The sequence below is a fragment of the Roseibium sp. RP-7 genome (assembly GCF_053005225.1).
In genome coordinates this window covers 663029-681565 of record NZ_JBRKQA010000001.1, presented here as the reverse complement: position 1 = coordinate 681565, position 18537 = coordinate 663029, and the positions used below count along the sequence as shown (strand labels likewise).

The window sequence follows — 18537 nt, the reverse complement described above, 5'->3', positions numbered from 1 at the left end:
TTCACACCTCGGGAACAACAAGATCGGCGACAGCGCCGGGAACAAGAAGCTCAGCACCGGTTACCGCCTGAAGATCTTCAAGCGACAGGCCGGGCAGTTTTTCACGCAACACGAAGCGGCCTTTCTCGATATCGATCACCGCAAGGCTGGTATAGACACGAGTGACGCAGCCGACACCGGTGAGCGGCAGCGAACAGCGCTTGACCAGTTTCGGCTGGCCGTTCTTGGTGACGTGGTCGGTGATGACGGCAACCCGCTTGGCACCATGCACGAGATCCATCGCCCCGCCGACTGCAGGCACACCCTTGGGGCCGGTCGACCAGTTGGCGAGGTCGCCGTTTTCGGCAATTTCATAAGCGCCCAGAATGGCCACATCCAGATGACCGCCGCGCACCATCGCGAAGCTGTCGGCATGGTGGAAAAAGGCCGCGCCTGGCTTCAGCGTGACGGCTTTCTTGCCGGCGTTGATCAGGTCCCAGTCCTCCGAACCCGGCTCCGGGGCCTGGCCGAAGCCGAGAAGTCCGTTCTCGGTGTGAAAGATCGCCTCGCGTCCCTCTGGCTGAAACTGGGCGACCTTTTCCGGGAAGCCGATGCCGAGGTTCACATAGGCGCCGTCGGCAATATCCTGTGCCGCACGCCAGGCAATCTGGTTGTTTGAAAGCTTTTCCATCTCAGGCCTCCAGCGGATAGGCGGCATTGGCGCGGTTGAGGTCTTCTTCCTGCAGCGGATTGGCCACCTCAACGACCTTTTGAACGAAGATACCCGGCGTGACGACGACTTCGGGGTCGATCCCACCCGCTTCGACGATCCGGCTTGCCTGTACGATGGCCTCCGCCGCGGCCATGCACATCAGCGGATTGAAGTTACGGGCTGCCATGCGATAGGTCAGGTTGCCAAAGGTATCTGCTGTTTCGGCTTTCACCAGTGCAACATCCGCCTTCAGCCAGCGTTCCTGCACATACATGCGGCCGTCGAATTCGCCGACGGGCTTGTCCTTTGCCAGATCCGTTCCGTAGGACGACGGCGTGTAGAAGGCGGGAATACCCGCACCGCCCGCGCGGATCCGCTCCGCGAGCGTGCCCTGGGGCACCAGCTCCAGCTCGATGCCGCCTGCAAGGTACATCTCGGTAAAGACCACCGGATCGGCAGAGCGCGGGAAAGAGCAGATCAACTTGCGGACCATGCCCGCCTCGATGAGCGCAGCCAGGCCGACATGGCCGTTGCCGGCATTGTTGTTGATGATGACGAGGTCCTTCGGATGCCCCGTCTCTCGATAGCGGTCGATCAGCGCGTGGATCAGCTCGATGGGAGATCCGGAGCCGCCGAAACCGCCGATCATCACCGTCATGCCGTCCTCGATCCCCGCCACGGCGGTGGCAAGGTCGGAAACCGTCTTGTCCATCTTTGTCTCCTTTTCGGGCAACGCCCGGAGCTTCCTGCGTGCGCCTTGAGTGCGAAAGGTTCCAACACCTCAAGGCCGACCAGATTTCGCCCCTTGTCGTGTCCATGGAGATAGCGACGGCGGGTGTCTTTCGTCCAATTGATTTGTGCGATATGCTTCATTTGTTTACATATCGCACAAATCAAAATCAGCAAGAGACCGGCGAATGATTGCAGAGCGGGACATCATGGGCGGCCTGGCCAAGGGCTTGCAGGTTATCGAAACCTTCACCGCAGACCGTCCTCGCCAGTCGATCTCCGAAGTCTCGAACGCATCCGGTCTCGACCGGGCAACTTCCCGCCGGTGCCTTCTGACATTGGCCCATCTCGGGTATGCAAACTGGGACGGCAAGTATTTCACCCTGACGCCGCAGGTGCTGCGGCTGGGGACTGCCTGCCTTGCCACCATGCCCTTGCCACGTGTGGTGCAACCCCTGCTCGACCGCCTGTCGGAACAGATCGGCGAAAGCTCGTCGGTGTCGATCCTCGACGGTGACGAGATCGTCTATGTGGCACGGGCCGCCCGAACGAAAGTCATGTCGATCGCGCTGATGCCGGGCTCACGGTTGCCGGCCCATTGCTCGTCGATGGGCCGCGTCATGCTGGCCGCCCTGCCGGAGAGCGAGGCGCGAGCAAGGCTGGAAGCCATGACCCTGACAGCGCTGACGCCAAAGACCCTCACCCGGGTGGACGCCATTCTGGCCGCACTTGCCAGTATCCGCAGCCAGGGGTTCGCGACGATCGATCAGGAGGTCGAACCAGGACTGTGTTCCATCGCGGTTCCGGTGCTGAATTCCCACGGCCACACCATTGCGGCGCTGAATATCGGCTACAGCAGCACGTCCGCCACGCCGGAAACGGCAACAACGGAGTTCCTGCCCGCCCTCTTGAAGGTCCAGTCGGAATTGCGTCCGCTTCTGACGTGAATTGTATTTGAACGAGGGGCAAATGGGTGTGCTTGCGAAACGCCTCCCTCTCGGTTGCACTTCGCCTGCAGGTTCGCACTCAACCTTCTCCCTCGCCCTCTCCTTCGTCATCCCGGACGCAGCGCAGCGAAGATCCGGGATCGGAGAGCCGAGGTTTTCCAATAGAGGACAATACAGCACTGCCTGTGGCTCTCCGATCCCGGCTCGCGCTTCGCTTGGCCGGGATGACGATGGACAGGAGATCGTGAGTCGGGGCAGCCGGTGTCAGCCGGCTGCCCCTTTTTGATCGCAGCGCATGACCACTTTGTCATTTCAGCCCCATTCAAGCCAATGACCGGGCCTCTTGTTCTTCACCCCGCGCTGCGCCTTCCCTTGCACCCGTGATCACCTGCAGCATCGGGGCAAGTTCCGGGTGGCGAAACCTGAAACCTGCGGCGACCAGTTTCGCCGGCACCACACGCTGGCCGGCCAGCATCGTCTCCCGGCCCATGTCGCCGAGCGCCGTCGACAATACCCAGGCAGGCAGGCGCAGAAATGCCGGACGGTGAAGCGCCTTGGCCAGAGCCCTCGTGAATTCCGCATTTCGAACCGGCACGGGTGCCGTGGCGTTGACGGGGCCGGACAGGGTTTCATCTACCACCGCGCGGGCAATGATGCGGACCAAGTCGTCCCGTTCGATCCAGGACATCCGCTGGCGGCCAGAGCCCATTGCCCCGCCACCACCGAATTCAAAGGGCGTCAGCAGCTTTGCCAGAATGCCACCCTCGACACCGAGAACGAGACCCATCCGCAAGAGCACGACACGCACTCCGTCCCGCTCCAGCTTTTGGGCCGCCTGTTCCCAGCGCTCGCAGACTTCGTGGACGAAGGCAGGTTCGAAGTTTGCGTCTTCGGTCAGCGTTTCATCACCGCGCAGACCGTACCAGCCGATGGCGGAGCCGTTGATCAGGCAAGCCGGTTTGTTGTCAAGACGACCGACCAGTGCCTGCAATGCTTCGGTCATTTGAACACGGGAGCCGATGATCTGGTCGCGTTTGCCGCTCGTCCACAAGCCACTCGCGATCGGGTCTCCTGCCAGGTTGACGATGGCATCGAAGCGCTCGGCATTGTGGATCCGGTCAAGACTGGTGATCACACGGACAGGGTGTTCCAGGTCATCCGCCTTGTGCAGGTCTCGCGTGAGGACCGTGACGAAATGGCCGCCTCTCACCAGCGCTTCCACCAGCCGCTGACCTATGAACCCGGTGCCGCCCGTCACAAGGATATGCCGGCGCGGTGGCAGGGCTGCAACCAGTCCCGCCGGATCTGGACCACCAAGCCTGTCGCTGCGCGCGGCCGCAAGCAGGTCCCGCGCGCTGAAGAGCCCGACACCAAATGCCGAAACCGAGGAAAGCACACTCCACCAGCCGTAGCTGACGGGCACCAGCGCGCTGGGGAGGAACGACCATTGCCACAGAACCGGCGCGGCCAGGACCAGGATCGCACCATAGTTCAAAGCCAGCAGCGTGTGGTTGATCCTTTCGGTCCATGGCAGCTTTCGGGTCATGTCTTCCTCGACAAAATCCCAAAGCGTGATCAGCACCTCGGCGACAAGGATTGCCGTCAACAGCATGGTGAAGACCCCATGCGGTTCCAGCCAGCCGAAGCAGAGGAAGATCACCGCGTAGAAGAAATTTCGCACACCGTGCAGCCGCAGTTCGGTTTTCTGCGACGGACGCCAAGCCAGGCGCTCGCTGCCTTCATGGTGCACGAGCGTATCGAATGCGCCCATGAATATCTGGATGGAGATCAACGTCCAGAGAACGGGATTATCCATGATCAAGTCTCCATGTCATGAAAGAGTGCGTCCTGGTGAACCAGTTCACCGAAGACGCGGCTCTTGAGGGAAAGGGTGAACAGGAAACGGTCCTTGCCGAGGTCGCGGTGTGTGATCGTCAACGCTCCGGGCCGGAGCCAGGCGGGCAGCCGCAACCGCCACCGTCCGGCCTGCAGAAAATAGTGGTCGCTTACGAAACTGAGACCGTCTGTCAGCGCATTCACCCGCAGTGCCATGCCAATCCCCGCACCGATATATTCCTCAATGCCGGTTGGGCCTTCGAACCGCTTGGAACTGTGGATCACCTGCGGAAAGCCAGAGCTACGCCCGTATTGGCGGATCCAGAACTGGCCATCGCTCGCAATATCTTCTGTGACGGTGACGACGGCAGGCTGGTTGAAAGAGGATCTGTCAAAGGGGAGTGGACCGCCGACAAGCCGCGCGAGCTGCGCCAGAATGCTTCCGGCAAGGTTCATCCGCATGGTCACGACCAGGCCTTGATAGACGACACTTGCCCCGCCGCTCAGACGTTTGCCGAACCGGCGGCGGACGGCCGCTGGCAGGCCATGCCAGGCGGCTTCTCCCAGAAGATCGCGAAAACGGCGATCGCCAGCTTCGGGCCGCTCCAGAGTGGCGCTTGCGTTTCGCATTTCCAATCCCTCCTGTTATGTCGGTTATTTCTGTACAAAGAGAAATTACTTAGCAAAAAATTTTGAGCCTGAAATCGGGTGGCAAGCCTACTGGCCTCTCACCCGATCTTATCTCGCTGTCCGGCACTTCCATGGGAGCTTCCAGGTAAGGCGAAGACCTGACTCGCCCCAGCTGTCAGCCTTTCTTGCCGCCGATCTTGAGCAGCGAGAGAACCTTGTCGCCCATCTTCATCAAGCTGGCGAGTTTCGACTTCGGCACGCTCAGCATCTGCTCCGACCAGCGATCGGCAGTGGTCAGAAACTGGTGCATCTCCTGCATCCGCTCCAGAGCAACGGGGTCAAGCGTCTTTTCCTTTTCCGCCTGGCGCACACAGACATCGATGGCGCGGATCGCCGGATCGATCTCCCGTTCCTTGCGGCCCTTCGCAATCAGCAGTGCCATTTCCCAGACGTCCGTCTCGGCCACGAAGTGCTCCCGGCGATCCCCCGCGACAGGCACTCTCTGGATCAGCCGCCATCCGACAAGTTCCTTCAGGGAGTTGGAGACATTGGACCGGGCAATGCCCAGTTCCTCGGAAATCTGCTCCGCATTCATCGGCACCGGGCTCAGGAACAGCAATGCATGGATCTGCGCTACCGAACGGTTGACGCTCCACTGGCTGCCCATGTCCCCCCAATAGAGGATGAACTTCTCTTTTGCCGAAGGATCGGCTTTGTCGGTAATTTCTGTCATGACAGAAATTTGTGACGAAACTCGATTGATGTCAATGGCGAAGTTCGCCAGGGGATGCGGCGCGTGTCAAAAAATCAGCAAGTCAGCCCGTCAGCGCCCACTTGCGTGAGGCTCCAGATCGACACGGCCTCTGCCGGGCGTGCCAGAACCCCGGCCTGGAACAGGGGTGGTCATCCCGGATCCGGCGCCACCTTTCTCGTCTGCGCTCACCGAGAGAGCTTCTTCCAGCACGGCAAGGCGGTCGAGAATGGCTTCGCGTTTCGCTTCAAGATCGGCGCTGAGCCGGTCGATGTGCTCAAGCTTTTTCAGAAGCTGCGGAATACCGCCTTCGCAAGGCCCGGATCCTTCGTCCGACAGACAGGCGGCCATCGCACGAACTTCGCGCGTCGAAAAACCCGTGGCAATGAAATCGCGGATCCGGGCGGCGCGGCGCAAGTCTGCGGCACCATAGCTGCGATAGCCGTTTTCCGAACGGCGAGCTTCCATCAGGCCCGACTTTTCATAGTGGCGCAGCATCCGTTCCGTAATGCCAAGCCGTTCGGCTGCTTCCTTGATCTGCATGTCGACCCCTTTCAACACCGGCCTAGGGTGTGGTCCCTAGCACCTTGACACTAGTGTCAGGGTCAAGCCCTGTTTTGCCGGAAGTGCTCGCTTCAGGCCTTCAAGTGGCGAGGGGCCCCCTCCCCATCAAGGGGAGGATGCCCATATTTGCCCTTGGTCGCAAATGCTCAGCCTGCCTGGCCCCGAAGCGACCAGCCACCGTCAATCGTGATCACCTGTGCGGTGAGCCACTCGTTGGCGGAACTGCCGAGCTGCAAGATCCATGGAACAAGATCGGAGGTCAGTCCGCGCCGTCCCATCGGAACCTGAGCTGCTTCTGTTTCCTCGATGGTTTGCGCGACTTCCGGCGGCAGACCCATCATGCCCGTGAGAGCGCCGCTCTTGACGGGACCGGGAGAGACGGCGTTCACCCGTACTCCGTCACCTGCAAGCTCAATGGCCCAGGATCGTGTCAGATGCTCAAGCGCCGCCTTTGTGGCCGCATAATGCGCCAGGCCCGGCGCCGCATTCTGGGAAACAGCCGTACCGATGTTGACGACAGCCCCCTTGCTGTCCCGCAAGGCCGACTGGGCCTCCTTCAACAGAAGGGACGGCGCAACGATATTCACCGCACAGATTTCCGAAAGCGTTTCGGCATCATAGGCCCCGATGGGCAGCGGCTTGCCCGCGCCCGCATTGTTGACGACAAGGTCCAGGCGGCCCCATCGCCCCAGTGCTGCCTCGACAGCGCGCCGGCTACCTGCCGGGTCGGCACTGTCGGCTTGCACGGCCTCGATTGCCTCGCTCTTGCCGGCAACACCGGCAAGCTTTGAAGCATCACGTCCGGTGATGACAACATTCGCCCCCTGCCCGGTCAATGCCAGCGCGGTGGCCTCTCCAATTCCGGAGCTTCCGCCTGTAACGATGGCAACCTTGCCCTGCCAGTTTGTCCGTTCATTCATCTTGGCTTGCTTTCCTGAATTAACACCTGCGCATTGCGCGCCAAGCCGGTGTTAGCCGGTTGACGTTAGTGTCAGGGTCAAGCCCGATTTATTGAAAAAATAACCGCGTCAGGCTGGGTGCTGCTGGACGCTGAGGCCGCCATCGACAGTCAGGCAGGCGGCGTTCATGAAGGGGCATTCGTCGGAAATCATGAAGACAGCCGCCCTGGCGATTTCTTCAGGCGTGGCGATACGCCCGCCCGGGTGCAGTCGCAAGGTCTCCTGCCGGGCCGCCTCGGGATCGGGAAAACTGTTCCAGTAATCGACCACCTTCTGGGTCTGGACATAGCCCGGCGCCAGGGCATTCACCCGGACATTCCGTGCGGCATATTCCAGCGCAAGGGACTTGGTAAGCCCCAGCAGGGCGTGTTTGGCAAGCGGGTAGGGAAAGGTGTGCGGGATGATGGTGAAAGCATGCGTGGAGGCGATATTGAGAATGACCCCGCCACCCTGTTCAAGCAGACCCGGCAACACGGCACGCGCACAGTTCCACGCCCCCTTCAGGTTGACGTCGAAGCAGCGGTTCCAGTCTTCATCGCTCAGGGACAAAGGCTCGTCGAAGACATTTATCCCGGCATTGTTGATGAGCGCGTTCAACGGACCGATGGTCTGCTGCGCGCGAGCGACCACAGCGGCGACGTCATCCGTGTTCGTGATGTCCCCGGCAAGAGCCGTCAGATACTCTCCTTCCCCGCCCAGATCCGCTACACTGCGGGCAAGAAGTGCTTCGTCCCGGTCCATCAGAAACACGGCAGCGCCTTCGCCGAGACAGGCTCGAACGATGGCAAGACCAATGCCCTGTGCGGCGCCAGTGATCAGGATACGCTTTCCTGAAAGCCGATCAGCCATTGTGCTTCTCCCTGGTCTCCGACACATGCAGAAATGTCATCTTTATCGTTCCCGCCAGTTCCTCCCCCGGCTCCAGAACGCTCAGGCCACCGAGATCCGGCAGATTGTGACCGTTCGGCAGATGGCTCATGGGTTCCAGACAGACAAAGTCTGCAGGTGCCTGCGGGGCAAAGATCATCATCACGTCGAACACCGGATCGCAGCTGAGATCAAGAGCGAGCTCAATATCCGGCCAGTGTAGCCGGGCCTTGCCGGAAAAACCGCCGAAGGCATTGTTGATCCAGCGCGGCGGCACGATACGCGGCATCGAAAAATCGAGTTCGGAAGGAATGTGCTGCAGACCGTCCGGAAGATGTCCCTCGCCTTCCCGCCACATGTTTTGCACCTTCGTCTGCAGGGTCATGTCCGGAGTTCGGCGGAAAAACGGATGAAACCCGATGCCGAACGGCAGGGCCTTATTGCCAAGGTTCGTCACGCGAAGGCTCAGGGACAGGCAGTCCTCTTCCAGATGAACCTTCTGGTGCGCCTTGAAGGCATAGGGACTATGGGAGGGTTGCTCCCTGACCAGGTCAAGATCAAGCGAATTGCCGGTCTTTTCCGTCAGGTTCCAGGTATCCAGCCAGCCGTCACCATGCAGAACAAGCGGTTCGTCAGTGTTGGGCTGAAGTGTGAAGCTCTCCCCCCGGAAGGTGAAGCGATTGCCGGCGATCCGATTTCCGAAGGGCACCAGGGGAAAACAGGCTGCCTTCCCCTCTGGTCCACCGGCAGCTTGCAGGATCGGCGTGCCTCGCCACGCGGCCTGGACAATTGAACCTCCCTCAGGGCTGGCGGTGACCACCAGATCCCCTTGCGCGAGCGTCCAGTCCTGCCCGGCCCCCACGGACATCAGCGGCTTGCCGTGGAGCGCAGATTGTCGAGAAGAACCGCGATGAGCAGGATCAGGCCACGCACGACATACTGGTAGAAGGCCTGAATGTTCAGGAGGTTCATGACATTTTCGGCAATGCCCATGATCATGACGCCGACAATGACACCCGTCATGGCGGCGCGGCCACCGGCCAGGGAGACTCCGCCGAGGACACAGGCGGAAATCACCGAGAGTTCAAGGCCGGTGGCTGCATTCGGTTGGCCGGATGTGATGCGCGAGGCAAGCATGATGCCTGCAACAGCGCAGATCAGGCCCTGCAAGGCAAAGATCCAGATCCGCATGGACACCACATTCACCCCGGCAAGACGGGCCGCTTCCGGATTGCCGCCAATCGCCAGCGTGTTCTTGCCGAAGACCGTCCGGTTCAGCAGAAAACCGAAAGCGATGAAAAGCGCACCCATGACCCAGATCGGCGTGGGGATGCCCAGGAAGCGGGACAGGGCGAGCTGGTAGAACCCGGGGTCGTTGATGCCGACGGCCCGGCCGTCGGACACGATCAGCGCCAGTCCCCGGACGATCTGCATGGTGGCCAGTGTGGTGATCAGCGCGTTGATGCGGAAACAGGCGATGACGAAGCCGTTGACCGCACCCACCAACGCACCGCTAAGCAAAGCTATGATGAGCCCCATAACGATGGAGCCGGTCATGTTGGAAGCAATGACGGCGATCATGCCGGTGAATGCGACCGTCGATCCGACCGAAAGGTCGAAATCGCGCGAAGCGAGGCAGAACATCATCGTGCAGGCGACAATGCCGATTGTCACCACCGACTGCAACAGGCCGAGGATGTTGCGCTCGGTGAGAAAGTTGGGAACGGTCAGGGAAACGATTGCGAAGGCCACCGCGAAGATGACGACCAGGCCCTGGTCTCCGAGCAAAATTTTCTTGAGAGAATTCATCTGAAACGGCCCCGTTCACACCGTGTGGGCAGCATTTCTGTCCGGCAAGGCCAGGGTCAGAATGTTGCGCTCTTCAAAGGTTTCCCGCGCGAATTGGCCGACCATGCGGCCTTCGCACATGACGATGATGCGGTCGGAAATACCCATCACTTCGGGCAACTCGCTGGAAACGACCACGATGGCCATACCGCCTTCCGCAAGCTCGTAGAGGATGTCGTAGATCTCCGACTTGGCGCCGACGTCGATGCCGCGTGTCGGCTCGTCGACAATCAGCACCTTCACACCCTGTTCCGACAGCCAGCGGCCCAGAATGACCTTCTGCTGATTGCCGCCGGAGAGATTGACGATGTCCTGCTTCCGCGATGGCGTGCGCACCTTGAGCCGGGCGATAAAGCGATCCGCAAGAGCTGCTTCCTTGCCAAGCTGGAGAATGCCGAAGGAGGACATGTGCCTGCGTGAGGAAATGGCTATGTTTTCCTCGATGGACCGCCCCTGGATAATGCCGTCGTGTTTCCGGTCTTCCGGACACAACACGAGCCCTGCATTGATGGCACCGCGCGGATTGTCCGCAGGCACTTCCTTGCCGTCGATGGAGACCGTGCCGCCGCGCCGCGTGTCCGCACCATAGACAAGGCGCATCAACTCGCTGCGTCCGGCGCCAATCAGGCCGAAGAAGCCCAGGATTTCGCCCTGCCGAACCGAGAATTCGGCCGGTCCGGGAAGCTTTTCACCGCACATGCCGGACACTTCCAGCCGCACCGGCCCGAACGACCGCTCACGCCAGCCCCAGATGTTGCCGATTTCACGCCCGACCATCTCGGCGATGATCTGGTCGCGGGTCACATTGGCAATGTCGGGGTGATGGGCTGCAAGACGGCCATCCCGCAAAACCGTCAGGCTGTCGCAGAGGTGGAAGATTTCCTCCAGCCGGTGAGACACATAGAGGATCACCGTGCCCTTGGCCTTCAACCGGGCGATCAGCTTGAACAGGATCTCGCTTTCCCTGGAGGACAGGGATGACGTCGGCTCGTCCAGTGCGATGACCCGGGCCTCCATCATCACGGCCTTGGCGATTTCCACCATCTGGCGCGCACCGATGGACAGCGAAGCGACCTTGGCATTGGGATCGACATCGACGCCGATCTCCTCAAGCCGGTCGCGCACGGTCTCGACCAATCGCCGGCCTTCGAGGACGCCACCCCGGTTGGGAAACCGGCCCAGCCAGAGATTTTCTGCCACCGTCAGCTCCGGCACCAGCTGGAGTTCCTGGTGGATCACGATCACTCCGGCCTCGAAGGCATCGCGCACAGACCCGTAGTTCTGCTCGATCCCGTCGATGGAAATGGATCCGCTGTCCGCGGACTGGTCGCCGGAAAGCACCCGGATCAGGGTGGACTTGCCGGCACCGTTCTCGCCCATCAACCCATGTACGGCTCCCTTCTGCACCGAGAAGGAGATGTCCGATAGGGCCTGAACGCCCGGGTAGCTCTTGGATATGTTTTGTACTGACAGATAAGACATGACGCTCGCGCAACAGTTCCCCGGCGACCGCAAGACCGGTCGCCGGATCAGGTGTCAGTCGGGACGGATCACTCGATGCCCAGGTCCTTGCGCACGTCCACATAGGTGTCGCGCAGGGCCAGCGAGCCGGACGTCAGGATCAGCGGCTCCGGTGCCTTGTTGTTGGCAATCCACTCGTACATGTTGAGTGCGGTTTCATAACCGTGGCGCTTCGGCGAGATTATGACCGTACCGTAGAAACCGGTCGCGCTCGGTTTCTTGAACTCGTTGATGGCCGATTCAGCACCTCCGATGCCAACGCCAATGACGTTCTCAGCCGGGATGCCGACCGATTCCGTGGCCCGGACGGCGCCGAGAACGGCTTCGTCGTTCAGACCGAAGGCAATCCACTTCTTCACGTCCGCGTGCTGGTTGAGCACGGTGGTGGCAGCGTTCAGGGCCGCTTCGGTATCGGTCTTGGCCTGGGGTGCGTCATAGATGTTTTCCGCGGGGAAGCCGGCAGCCGTCAGAGCTGCGATAGCGCCTTCGACCCGATCAACGGCCGTCGGAAGCTGGTCGTAGGAAACGCGGATCGCGCCCACTTCGGACATGTCCCAGCCGCGCGCCTCGATCTCGGCCGCAATGGACTGACCGACGGTCTCGCCGATCTTTACCGCGGAAATGCCCATGTGCGGCACGCTTTCGATGGGTTCGCCATCAGCGCCGACAAGTCGGTCATCCACGGTCATCAGCTTCAGGTCGTTGGCGGCTGCCTTGGCCACGATCCCCGGTCCGAGCTTCACATCCGGCACGCAGATGATGAAGCCCTGCGCGCCCTGCGCACCCAGGTTATCGATCGCTGCCTGAACCTTCTCTCCATCCGGTGCGCCGATTTCAACAAGGGTGAACCCCTTTTCCTCGGCAGCCTTCTGGGCAAACTTCCACTCGTCCTGGAACCAGGGCTCCTCCGGCTGCTTGACGACGAAACCGATTTTCACGTCAGCGGCATGGGCAGAACCGACGAGGGCAAGGGCCATCACTCCGGTCAGAACGGCTTTCTTCAACACACGCATTGCAGAACCTCCCAATTCATTTCGAGGCGCCCAGCCTCCCGGGGCGCTTCAACAGACCTACTGTGAATCATCATACCAGTCAATTGCCTTTGTATGATGTATCGGATAAGATTGCCCGACATTCGATGACGGACGGTCAAACGCGCAGTTCGCGCAGAGCAAAAAATCCGCTAAAAATGCGGGATCTCATTCCGCCACAAACAGGGAGCAGGCCATTGGAAACGTTGAGGGAGGAGACAGCGACCGCTGATCAGAACAGTGGCAAGCGCCCTCGCGTGCGAAAGAATGTGACGGCGGCTCTGGCGGAAGACATCTGCTCTGAAAAATATCCGGTCGGCGCTCAGCTCCCGCGAGAAAACGACCTGTGCGAAATCTATGGCGTCAGCCGCACGGTCATTCGCGAATCCATCAAGGTTCTGGAATCCAAAGGCATGCTGCGGGTGAAGCCTCGCGTGGGAACCGTGGTGACCGACCGGGAGGACTGGAACATACTGGATGGGGAAGTGCTCGATTGGATCGGCCCCTTCATCCATGAGTTCGACCTGCTTGGATGCATCCTGGAAGCCCGGCGCACGATTGAGCCGGCAGCAGCGGAATTTGCGGCCAAACGTGCCACCTTGCAGGAAATTGCGGCGCTGGAAGCGGCCTGGATGCGGATGCGCGACTCAAATTCCGACCCAGAAGCCTTCACCGAGGCGGACGTCGATTTCCATAGCGTGCTTATGGCCGCCAGCCACAATCAGGTGTTTCGGCGTCTTTCCAGTGCCATTCATACGGCCCTGCATTATACGCTGCATGCGTCCAACACTGCGGTGGAGAGCCGGGACCTTGCCATCGAACTGCATGGCGAACTTGTGGATGCCCTGCGCCTGCGCGATGCGCCGCGAGCCCGGGAAGCCTCGAACCGGATGCTGGACCTGGCCGAGCATGACCTGACTGCGGCCCAGGCTGCTGCCGGGCGTGTCGATCTCTGACCACCCCTTCGCCTGCCGCCCGATGACGTCGCCTTTGCCGGAAACTTAAAGAATGAAGATCACCAAACTCACGACCTATATCGTGCCGCCGCGCTGGCTTTTCCTGAAGATCGAAACCGATGAAGGCGTCACCGGCTGGGGCGAACCCGTGGTCGAAGGCCGTGCCCTGACTACGGAAGCGGCTGTCCATGAACTTTCCGACTATCTCATCGGCAAGGATCCCTTTTTGATCGAGGACCATTGGACGGTGCTTTATCGAGGCGGATTTTACCGGGGCGGCGCGATACACATGAGCGCCCTTGCAGGCATCGACCAGGCCTTGTGGGACATCAAGGGGAAGGCTCTCGGCCAGCCAGTTCACTCGCTGCTTGGCGGCCAGGTGCGGGACAGGATCAAGGTCTATTCCTGGATTGGAGGCGACAGGCCTTCGGAGCTGGCAGACAACGCCAGGCAGGTGGTCGAGCGCGGCTTCAAGGCGCTGAAAATGAACGGTTGCGCCGAACTCCAGATCGTCGACAGCAACTCACGGCTGGACAAGGCTGTGGAGGCGATCGCGAGTGTGCGCGAGGCCGTTGGTCCGGACATCGGCATTGCTGTGGACTTCCACGGGCGGGTGCACAAGCCCATGGCCAAGGTCCTGGCGCGGGAACTTGATCCCTACAAGCTGATGTTCATTGAAGAACCGGTGCTTTCCGAAAACAAGGAAGCCCTGCGCGATATCGTCAATCACACCTCGACGCCGATTGCCCTTGGCGAAAGACTTTATTCCCGCTGGGACTTCAAGTCTGTTTTGTCCGACGGCTATGTGGACATCATCCAGCCGGATCTGTCACACGCGGGCGGGATCACGGAATGCCGGAAGATCGCCGCGATGGCCGAAGCTTACGATGTTGCGCTCGCGCCCCATTGCCCGCTTGGCCCCATCGCCCTTGCCGCCTGCCTCCAGGTCGATGCGGTGTCCTACAATGCTTTCATTCAGGAACAGAGCCTCGGCATCCATTACAACAAGTCCAACGATCTGCTGGACTACATCACCAATGCCGATGTCTTCGCCTATGCGGACGGCTTTGCCGCCATCCCGCAGGGACCAGGCCTCGGCATCGAGGTGAACGAGGATTATGTCGTCGAGCGCGCCAAGGAAGGCCACCGCTGGCGCAATCCCATATGGCGTCATGAAGACGGAAGTCTCGCCGAGTGGTGACCTGAGCGACCTTGAATGAACCCTGACGGGGCGTCTCAGGACGCCTCGCGCCAGCGCTCCTCGCGAACGAATTCGATCAGCCTGTCCGAGGGCATCGCCGGTGCAAAGGCATAGCCCTGCAGGGCATCGCAGCCGAGATCACGCAGGATCCTGGCATGTTCCATGGTTTCCACGCCTTCGGCGACAACCTTGATGCCAAGCGACTGCCCGATTTCGATGATCGATGCCACCAGGCGGCGCTGGCCTTCCGAATGGGTGATCGGGATGACCAGCTGACGATCGATCTTCAGCCGTTTCGGACGCAGGTGAATGAGGCTGACGATGGAGGCATAGCCTGTGCCGAAATCATCGATCTCGATGTCGATGCCCATGTCCCGCAGGTGTTCGAAATTGGCGGCGATAAGATCGTTCTTGTCGTCCAGGAAGATGGATTCCAGAAGTTCGAAGGACAGTGACCCGGGTTCGAAGGCAAGACCGTCGAGGCTCTGCATCAGGTTTGCGTCGTTGAGCCTGCCAGCCGACACGTTGACCGACATTTTCGGAATGTGGATCCCGGCCGCTTTCCAGCGTGCGGACTGCCACAGGGTCTGTTCCAGAATAATCCGGTCGATCAGGGGCACCACATTAAGCTCGTCGGCCGTTTTCAGGAATACGTCCGGTGTCAGAATGCCTTCGGTGGGATGGTTCCAGCGCGCCAGTGCCTCGACACCGGTGATCGCCAGCGTTCTCGCATCGAACTGCGGCTGGAAGTACGGCAGGAATTCCTGACGCTCCAATGCACACAGGATGTCGTCGGCAACCTGCTTGTTGCGGACGATTTCCGACTTCAGCGTGTCGGAGAAGAATTCGAACCGGTTGCGGCCGTTGCTCTTGGCCCGGTAGAGTGCGATGTCCGCATCAACCAGCAGGTGCCGACCGTAGTCGCTCAAGGTCGTGTCGGCCATGGCAATGCCGATGGACACGCCGAAGCGGCATTGATGATTTTCGAAAGTCACCGGCTGACGCATCTGCTCGATGATCTTTTCAGCAAGGGCGGCCAGGCTTTTCTCGTCGGTCGGCTCGGTGATGGCAATGACAAACTCGTCACCGCCGATGCGGGCGACGAACTCGCTGGAACTGACGTTTTCCATCAGCACCGACGCGGCATGGGTAAGCATCGAGTCGCCGGCAGCGTGGCCAAGCGTATCGTTGATATGCTTGAAGCGATCGAGATCGATATGCAGCAGCGCCGTCGGCTTGTGCGGGGCCTGCTCGTCCAACAGCTGCCGGTCCAGGAACCGGCGGTTCGGGAGACCGGTCAGACTGTCGTGCAGCGAATGGTGCTCCATCAGCGCACGGGCATCCTCCAGTTCGCGGTTCCGGTCTTCGGCATTCTGCTTGGCGTTGAGCAACCGGGTCTTGAGCTGGAAATCCCGGGAAACATCCCAGTTGACGCCCAGAATGTAACGTTGGCCGCGAGTGTTGGTGTGAACGGCGCCGATAGCCCGGATCCAGCGGGTGGAGCCGTCCTGAAGGATCACACGGAAGTCGGAATGATAAGTTCCGCCGGTGTCGATCGCGTCCCAATATTCCTTTTCGGCGCGCTTCAGATCCTCCGGGTGCAGGCACTCGGACCAGACGTCATATTGCGACGTGTCGCGCCACTCCGGGATATCGTAAAGCTCCCGCATCCGGCTGTCCCAGGTCAACACACCAGTGTCCAGATTCAGTTCCCAGATCCCTATCTTGGAGGTATCGAGGGCAAGCTTCAGGCGCTGAGACAGACCTTCCATCTGCACCTGGCGGCGTCTCAGTTCGCGGATATGCCCGCGCCGCTGATCGTACAGCTGTCCGGCGATGAAGATCGGCAACAGGACCAGCAGTCCCCCGGCCAGCATCAGCAAGCGGACTTTCCAGGCGTTGTCCGGCATTGCCGACCAACCACCACGCGGGATCGCCGCAATCCGCCAACGCCCGGTCGGCAGAACCACCTCGGACAACACAGGGTTCTGGGACAGAATGTTCTCGTCCCCGAAGAAAACCGACTTGTCCGCCATGGTCGCATCGCGGCCCATGATCGCGATTTCCACGGGAAGCGCAGCGTCCAGCAAGCCGCTATCCGCATAAAGCCTGTCGGCGTCGACGACAGCAGCAACCAGCCCCCAAAGGCGCCTTGTGCCATCATCATTTTCGGTAAAGACAGGGAAGCGTCCGACGAACCCCTTGCCCCCCTGCAAAAGATCGACGGGACCGGCGAGCACCATCTCGCCCGAATTCACCGCCCGAAGGGCCGCATCACGCTGCTGCTCGTTTTTCCGGTAATCGAGCCCAATGGCCTTTTCGTTGCCGGTCATCGGATACATCAGCCTGACGACAAGATCCGGTGCGCCGGCGACATTGCGAAGCTGCGAGTGATTGCCGATGAGACCACTGGAAATCCGGCCGAACTGGTCCTGATCAATATCCGGCTGTGTCGCAATCAGCGCGACAAGCCCCCGGACAAGCTGCAGGTTGCTGTTGATGTTGCCTTCCAGCCGGGCACGGACAATGCCGAGTTGCTCGGCGACATTCGCGCGCGCACTTTGCAGATGCACGGACCGGTTCTGAACTTCCGCGAATATTCCGGCAGCAATTGTCACGGCAAGGGCAATGCCGATCGCCGCAACGCTGGCCAGGCTGGGCCGTGTCAGAATATGACTGGCTCCAATTCGGGAAAAAAATGTCTTCGGCATCTCATCTCGTTAGGTCGAGAAATCTCCAATGGCCAACGATCAGGACACCGCAGTCTTGGAGCTTATCTCAGAATAACCTTAAAAACGAAACAAATGCCTAAAGGTCACTTTACAGTTTGACTGAAGGGATTGAGCGATATTGCTTCAGAGCTTATGTGCTGTTCTAACGTAGCAGGATAACCCCCACGACCGCCGCAACGATGAGCATGCAGCCGAAAATCTCGGACCGGGCGATCGCTTCCTTGAACACCAGCCATGACACCAGAAAGGTGAACACGAGCTCGACTTGGGCAAGTGCGCGCACATAGGCGACATTTTGCAGCGTCATTGCCGTGAACCAGCCCACAGACCCGGCCACGCCGGAAGCGCCAACCCAGACGGCTGCTCGCCAGGCGCGAAGGCTGGCGCGCAACTGGTCGGGTTCACGCAGCACCATCCAGCTTGCCATGACGATTGTCTGAAAAGCCGTTGCATAAACCAGCGCGTAGGCGGCCTGCATCGGCACCCCGGTGCCTTCCAGCGACAGTGAAGCCGTGCGGTAGGCGACGGCGGACGCACCGAAAAAGGCAGCCGAGGCAAGGCCGATCAATGCCGGACGTCCGACTAGCGACGTGCGGATGGCAGCCAGTGTCAACGGAACCCGTGCCAACGAAATGACCACCACACCGATGACGCCGACCAGAATGCACAGTCCAGCCGCCAGGGAAATGTGTTCGCCGAGAACGACGAAGCCGAAGAGCGCCGCCTGGATCGGTTCTGTCTTGGAATAGGCGGTCCCGACAGCAAAGTTGCGGAAGGAGAAAAGGTGGATCAGCAGAAACGTGCCGAGGATCTGCGCCAGACCACCCAGGGCACCGGCAATCAAAAGCGTCGGTGTCGGTTCAGGCAGCGGGAACTTGAACACGACGTGCAGCACGGCGGCATAGGCGATCGCGAAAGGCACGCCGTAGCCGAACCGCACAAATGTCGCCCCGGTGGTACCAAGCTGACCTTTCAGGTGTTTCTGGAGGGCCGTACGCAGGTTCTGGCAGAACGCTGCTGCAATGGTGATCGGGATCCATAATTCCACGGAACGTACTCTTGTCGATTTTGTTGAATTGATTTCACCCTAGCGATTTGGTCGCCGCTTTAAACTGCCGTGATCGCAACCAACATTTTATTTTTTCTCAACTCATCGACCTGGACGGCAGGTGTAATCCAGCCAGCATTCCCCCGAGAATGGCTGCTTGTTTGACGGCTACAGGACATCTGCCGACCCTCCCGTGCTTGACAGCACCTTGCCGGGCGGCTTAGGT

The 18537-nt window shown here is 60.3% G+C and carries 17 protein-coding genes; 3 read left to right on the top strand and 14 right to left on the bottom strand.

All coding sequences use genetic code 11. The annotated features are described in order from the left end of the window. Window position 1: 1 nt before the first annotated feature. Both ACVDG9_RS03090 and ACVDG9_RS03085 read right to left on the bottom strand, forming a co-directional pair. Entirely contained in the window at window positions 2-670 is a 669-nt protein-coding gene (locus ACVDG9_RS03090) for a 3-oxoacid CoA-transferase subunit B (protein WP_447237272.1), read from the bottom strand. Window position 671: 1 nt separating this feature from the next. Next, complete coding sequence (locus ACVDG9_RS03085) at window positions 672-1403, bottom strand: 3-oxoacid CoA-transferase subunit A (RefSeq protein WP_062491943.1); 732 nt, start codon at window positions 1401-1403, stop codon at window positions 672-674. A gap of 205 nt (window positions 1404-1608) precedes the next feature. Here ACVDG9_RS03085 and ACVDG9_RS03080 point away from each other — a divergent pair, with 205 nt between their 5' ends. Continuing rightward, on the top strand, window positions 1609-2367 hold the full coding sequence (locus tag ACVDG9_RS03080; RefSeq protein WP_447237271.1) for an IclR family transcriptional regulator domain-containing protein: 759 nt from the start codon (window positions 1609-1611) through the stop codon (window positions 2365-2367). A 322-nt stretch (window positions 2368-2689) separates the two neighbouring features. Here the strand turns inward: ACVDG9_RS03080 and ACVDG9_RS03075 are convergent, their stop codons facing one another. From ACVDG9_RS03075 to ACVDG9_RS03030, 10 genes are all read right to left on the bottom strand, one after another. Then, entirely contained in the window at window positions 2690-4183 is a 1494-nt protein-coding gene (locus tag ACVDG9_RS03075; protein WP_447237270.1) for a TIGR01777 family oxidoreductase, read from the bottom strand. A 2-nt stretch (window positions 4184-4185) separates the two neighbouring features. Then, window positions 4186-4833, bottom strand: a complete 648-nt coding sequence (locus ACVDG9_RS03070; protein WP_447237269.1) for a DUF4166 domain-containing protein — start codon at window positions 4831-4833, stop codon at window positions 4186-4188. Between the two features lie 175 nt (window positions 4834-5008). Then, complete coding sequence (locus ACVDG9_RS03065; protein WP_022999787.1) at window positions 5009-5566, bottom strand: GbsR/MarR family transcriptional regulator; 558 nt, start codon at window positions 5564-5566, stop codon at window positions 5009-5011. A gap of 90 nt (window positions 5567-5656) precedes the next feature. Further along, on the bottom strand, window positions 5657-6127 hold the full coding sequence (locus tag ACVDG9_RS03060; RefSeq protein WP_447237268.1) for a MerR family transcriptional regulator: 471 nt from the start codon (window positions 6125-6127) through the stop codon (window positions 5657-5659). Window positions 6128-6294: 167 nt separating this feature from the next. Continuing rightward, complete coding sequence (locus ACVDG9_RS03055) at window positions 6295-7068, bottom strand: SDR family NAD(P)-dependent oxidoreductase (RefSeq protein WP_447237267.1); 774 nt, start codon at window positions 7066-7068, stop codon at window positions 6295-6297. A 108-nt stretch (window positions 7069-7176) separates the two neighbouring features. Further along, complete coding sequence (locus ACVDG9_RS03050) at window positions 7177-7956, bottom strand: SDR family oxidoreductase (RefSeq protein WP_447237266.1); 780 nt, start codon at window positions 7954-7956, stop codon at window positions 7177-7179. Further along, on the bottom strand, window positions 7949-8842 hold the full coding sequence (locus ACVDG9_RS03045) for an aldose 1-epimerase (RefSeq protein WP_447237265.1): 894 nt from the start codon (window positions 8840-8842) through the stop codon (window positions 7949-7951). The genes ACVDG9_RS03050 and ACVDG9_RS03045 overlap by 8 nt, the downstream gene beginning before the upstream one ends. Further along, window positions 8842-9783, bottom strand: a complete 942-nt coding sequence (araH, locus tag ACVDG9_RS03040) for an L-arabinose ABC transporter permease AraH (protein WP_022999782.1) — start codon at window positions 9781-9783, stop codon at window positions 8842-8844. The genes ACVDG9_RS03045 and araH overlap by 1 nt, the downstream gene beginning before the upstream one ends. A gap of 15 nt (window positions 9784-9798) precedes the next feature. Beyond that, window positions 9799-11304, bottom strand: a complete 1506-nt coding sequence (gene araG / locus ACVDG9_RS03035; RefSeq protein ID WP_022999781.1) for an L-arabinose ABC transporter ATP-binding protein AraG — start codon at window positions 11302-11304, stop codon at window positions 9799-9801. A gap of 68 nt (window positions 11305-11372) precedes the next feature. After that, a complete protein-coding gene (locus ACVDG9_RS03030) occupies window positions 11373-12356 on the bottom strand; it encodes an arabinose ABC transporter substrate-binding protein (RefSeq protein WP_055657489.1) in 984 nt (327 codons plus the stop codon). 224 nt (window positions 12357-12580) lie between these two features. Here ACVDG9_RS03030 and ACVDG9_RS03025 point away from each other — a divergent pair, with 224 nt between their 5' ends. Beyond that, complete coding sequence (locus ACVDG9_RS03025) at window positions 12581-13330, top strand: FadR/GntR family transcriptional regulator (protein WP_088665178.1); 750 nt, start codon at window positions 12581-12583, stop codon at window positions 13328-13330. 52 nt (window positions 13331-13382) lie between these two features. Beyond that, window positions 13383-14531 carry a galactonate dehydratase gene (gene dgoD / locus ACVDG9_RS03020; RefSeq protein WP_022999778.1) on the top strand — a complete coding sequence of 383 codons (1149 nt, stop codon included), beginning with the start codon at window positions 13383-13385 and terminating at the stop codon, window positions 14529-14531. 35 nt (window positions 14532-14566) lie between these two features. Here the strand turns inward: dgoD and ACVDG9_RS03015 are convergent, their stop codons facing one another. Both ACVDG9_RS03015 and ACVDG9_RS03010 read right to left on the bottom strand, forming a co-directional pair. Continuing rightward, the gene (locus tag ACVDG9_RS03015; RefSeq protein ID WP_075283123.1) at window positions 14567-17242 is read right to left on the bottom strand and encodes a bifunctional diguanylate cyclase/phosphodiesterase; all 2676 of its coding nucleotides are present in this window, start codon (window positions 17240-17242) and stop codon (window positions 14567-14569) included. Between the two features lie 163 nt (window positions 17243-17405). Then, window positions 17406-18311 carry an EamA family transporter gene (locus ACVDG9_RS03010; RefSeq protein WP_022999776.1) on the bottom strand — a complete coding sequence of 302 codons (906 nt, stop codon included), beginning with the start codon at window positions 18309-18311 and terminating at the stop codon, window positions 17406-17408. Window positions 18312-18537: the final 226 nt, after the last annotated feature.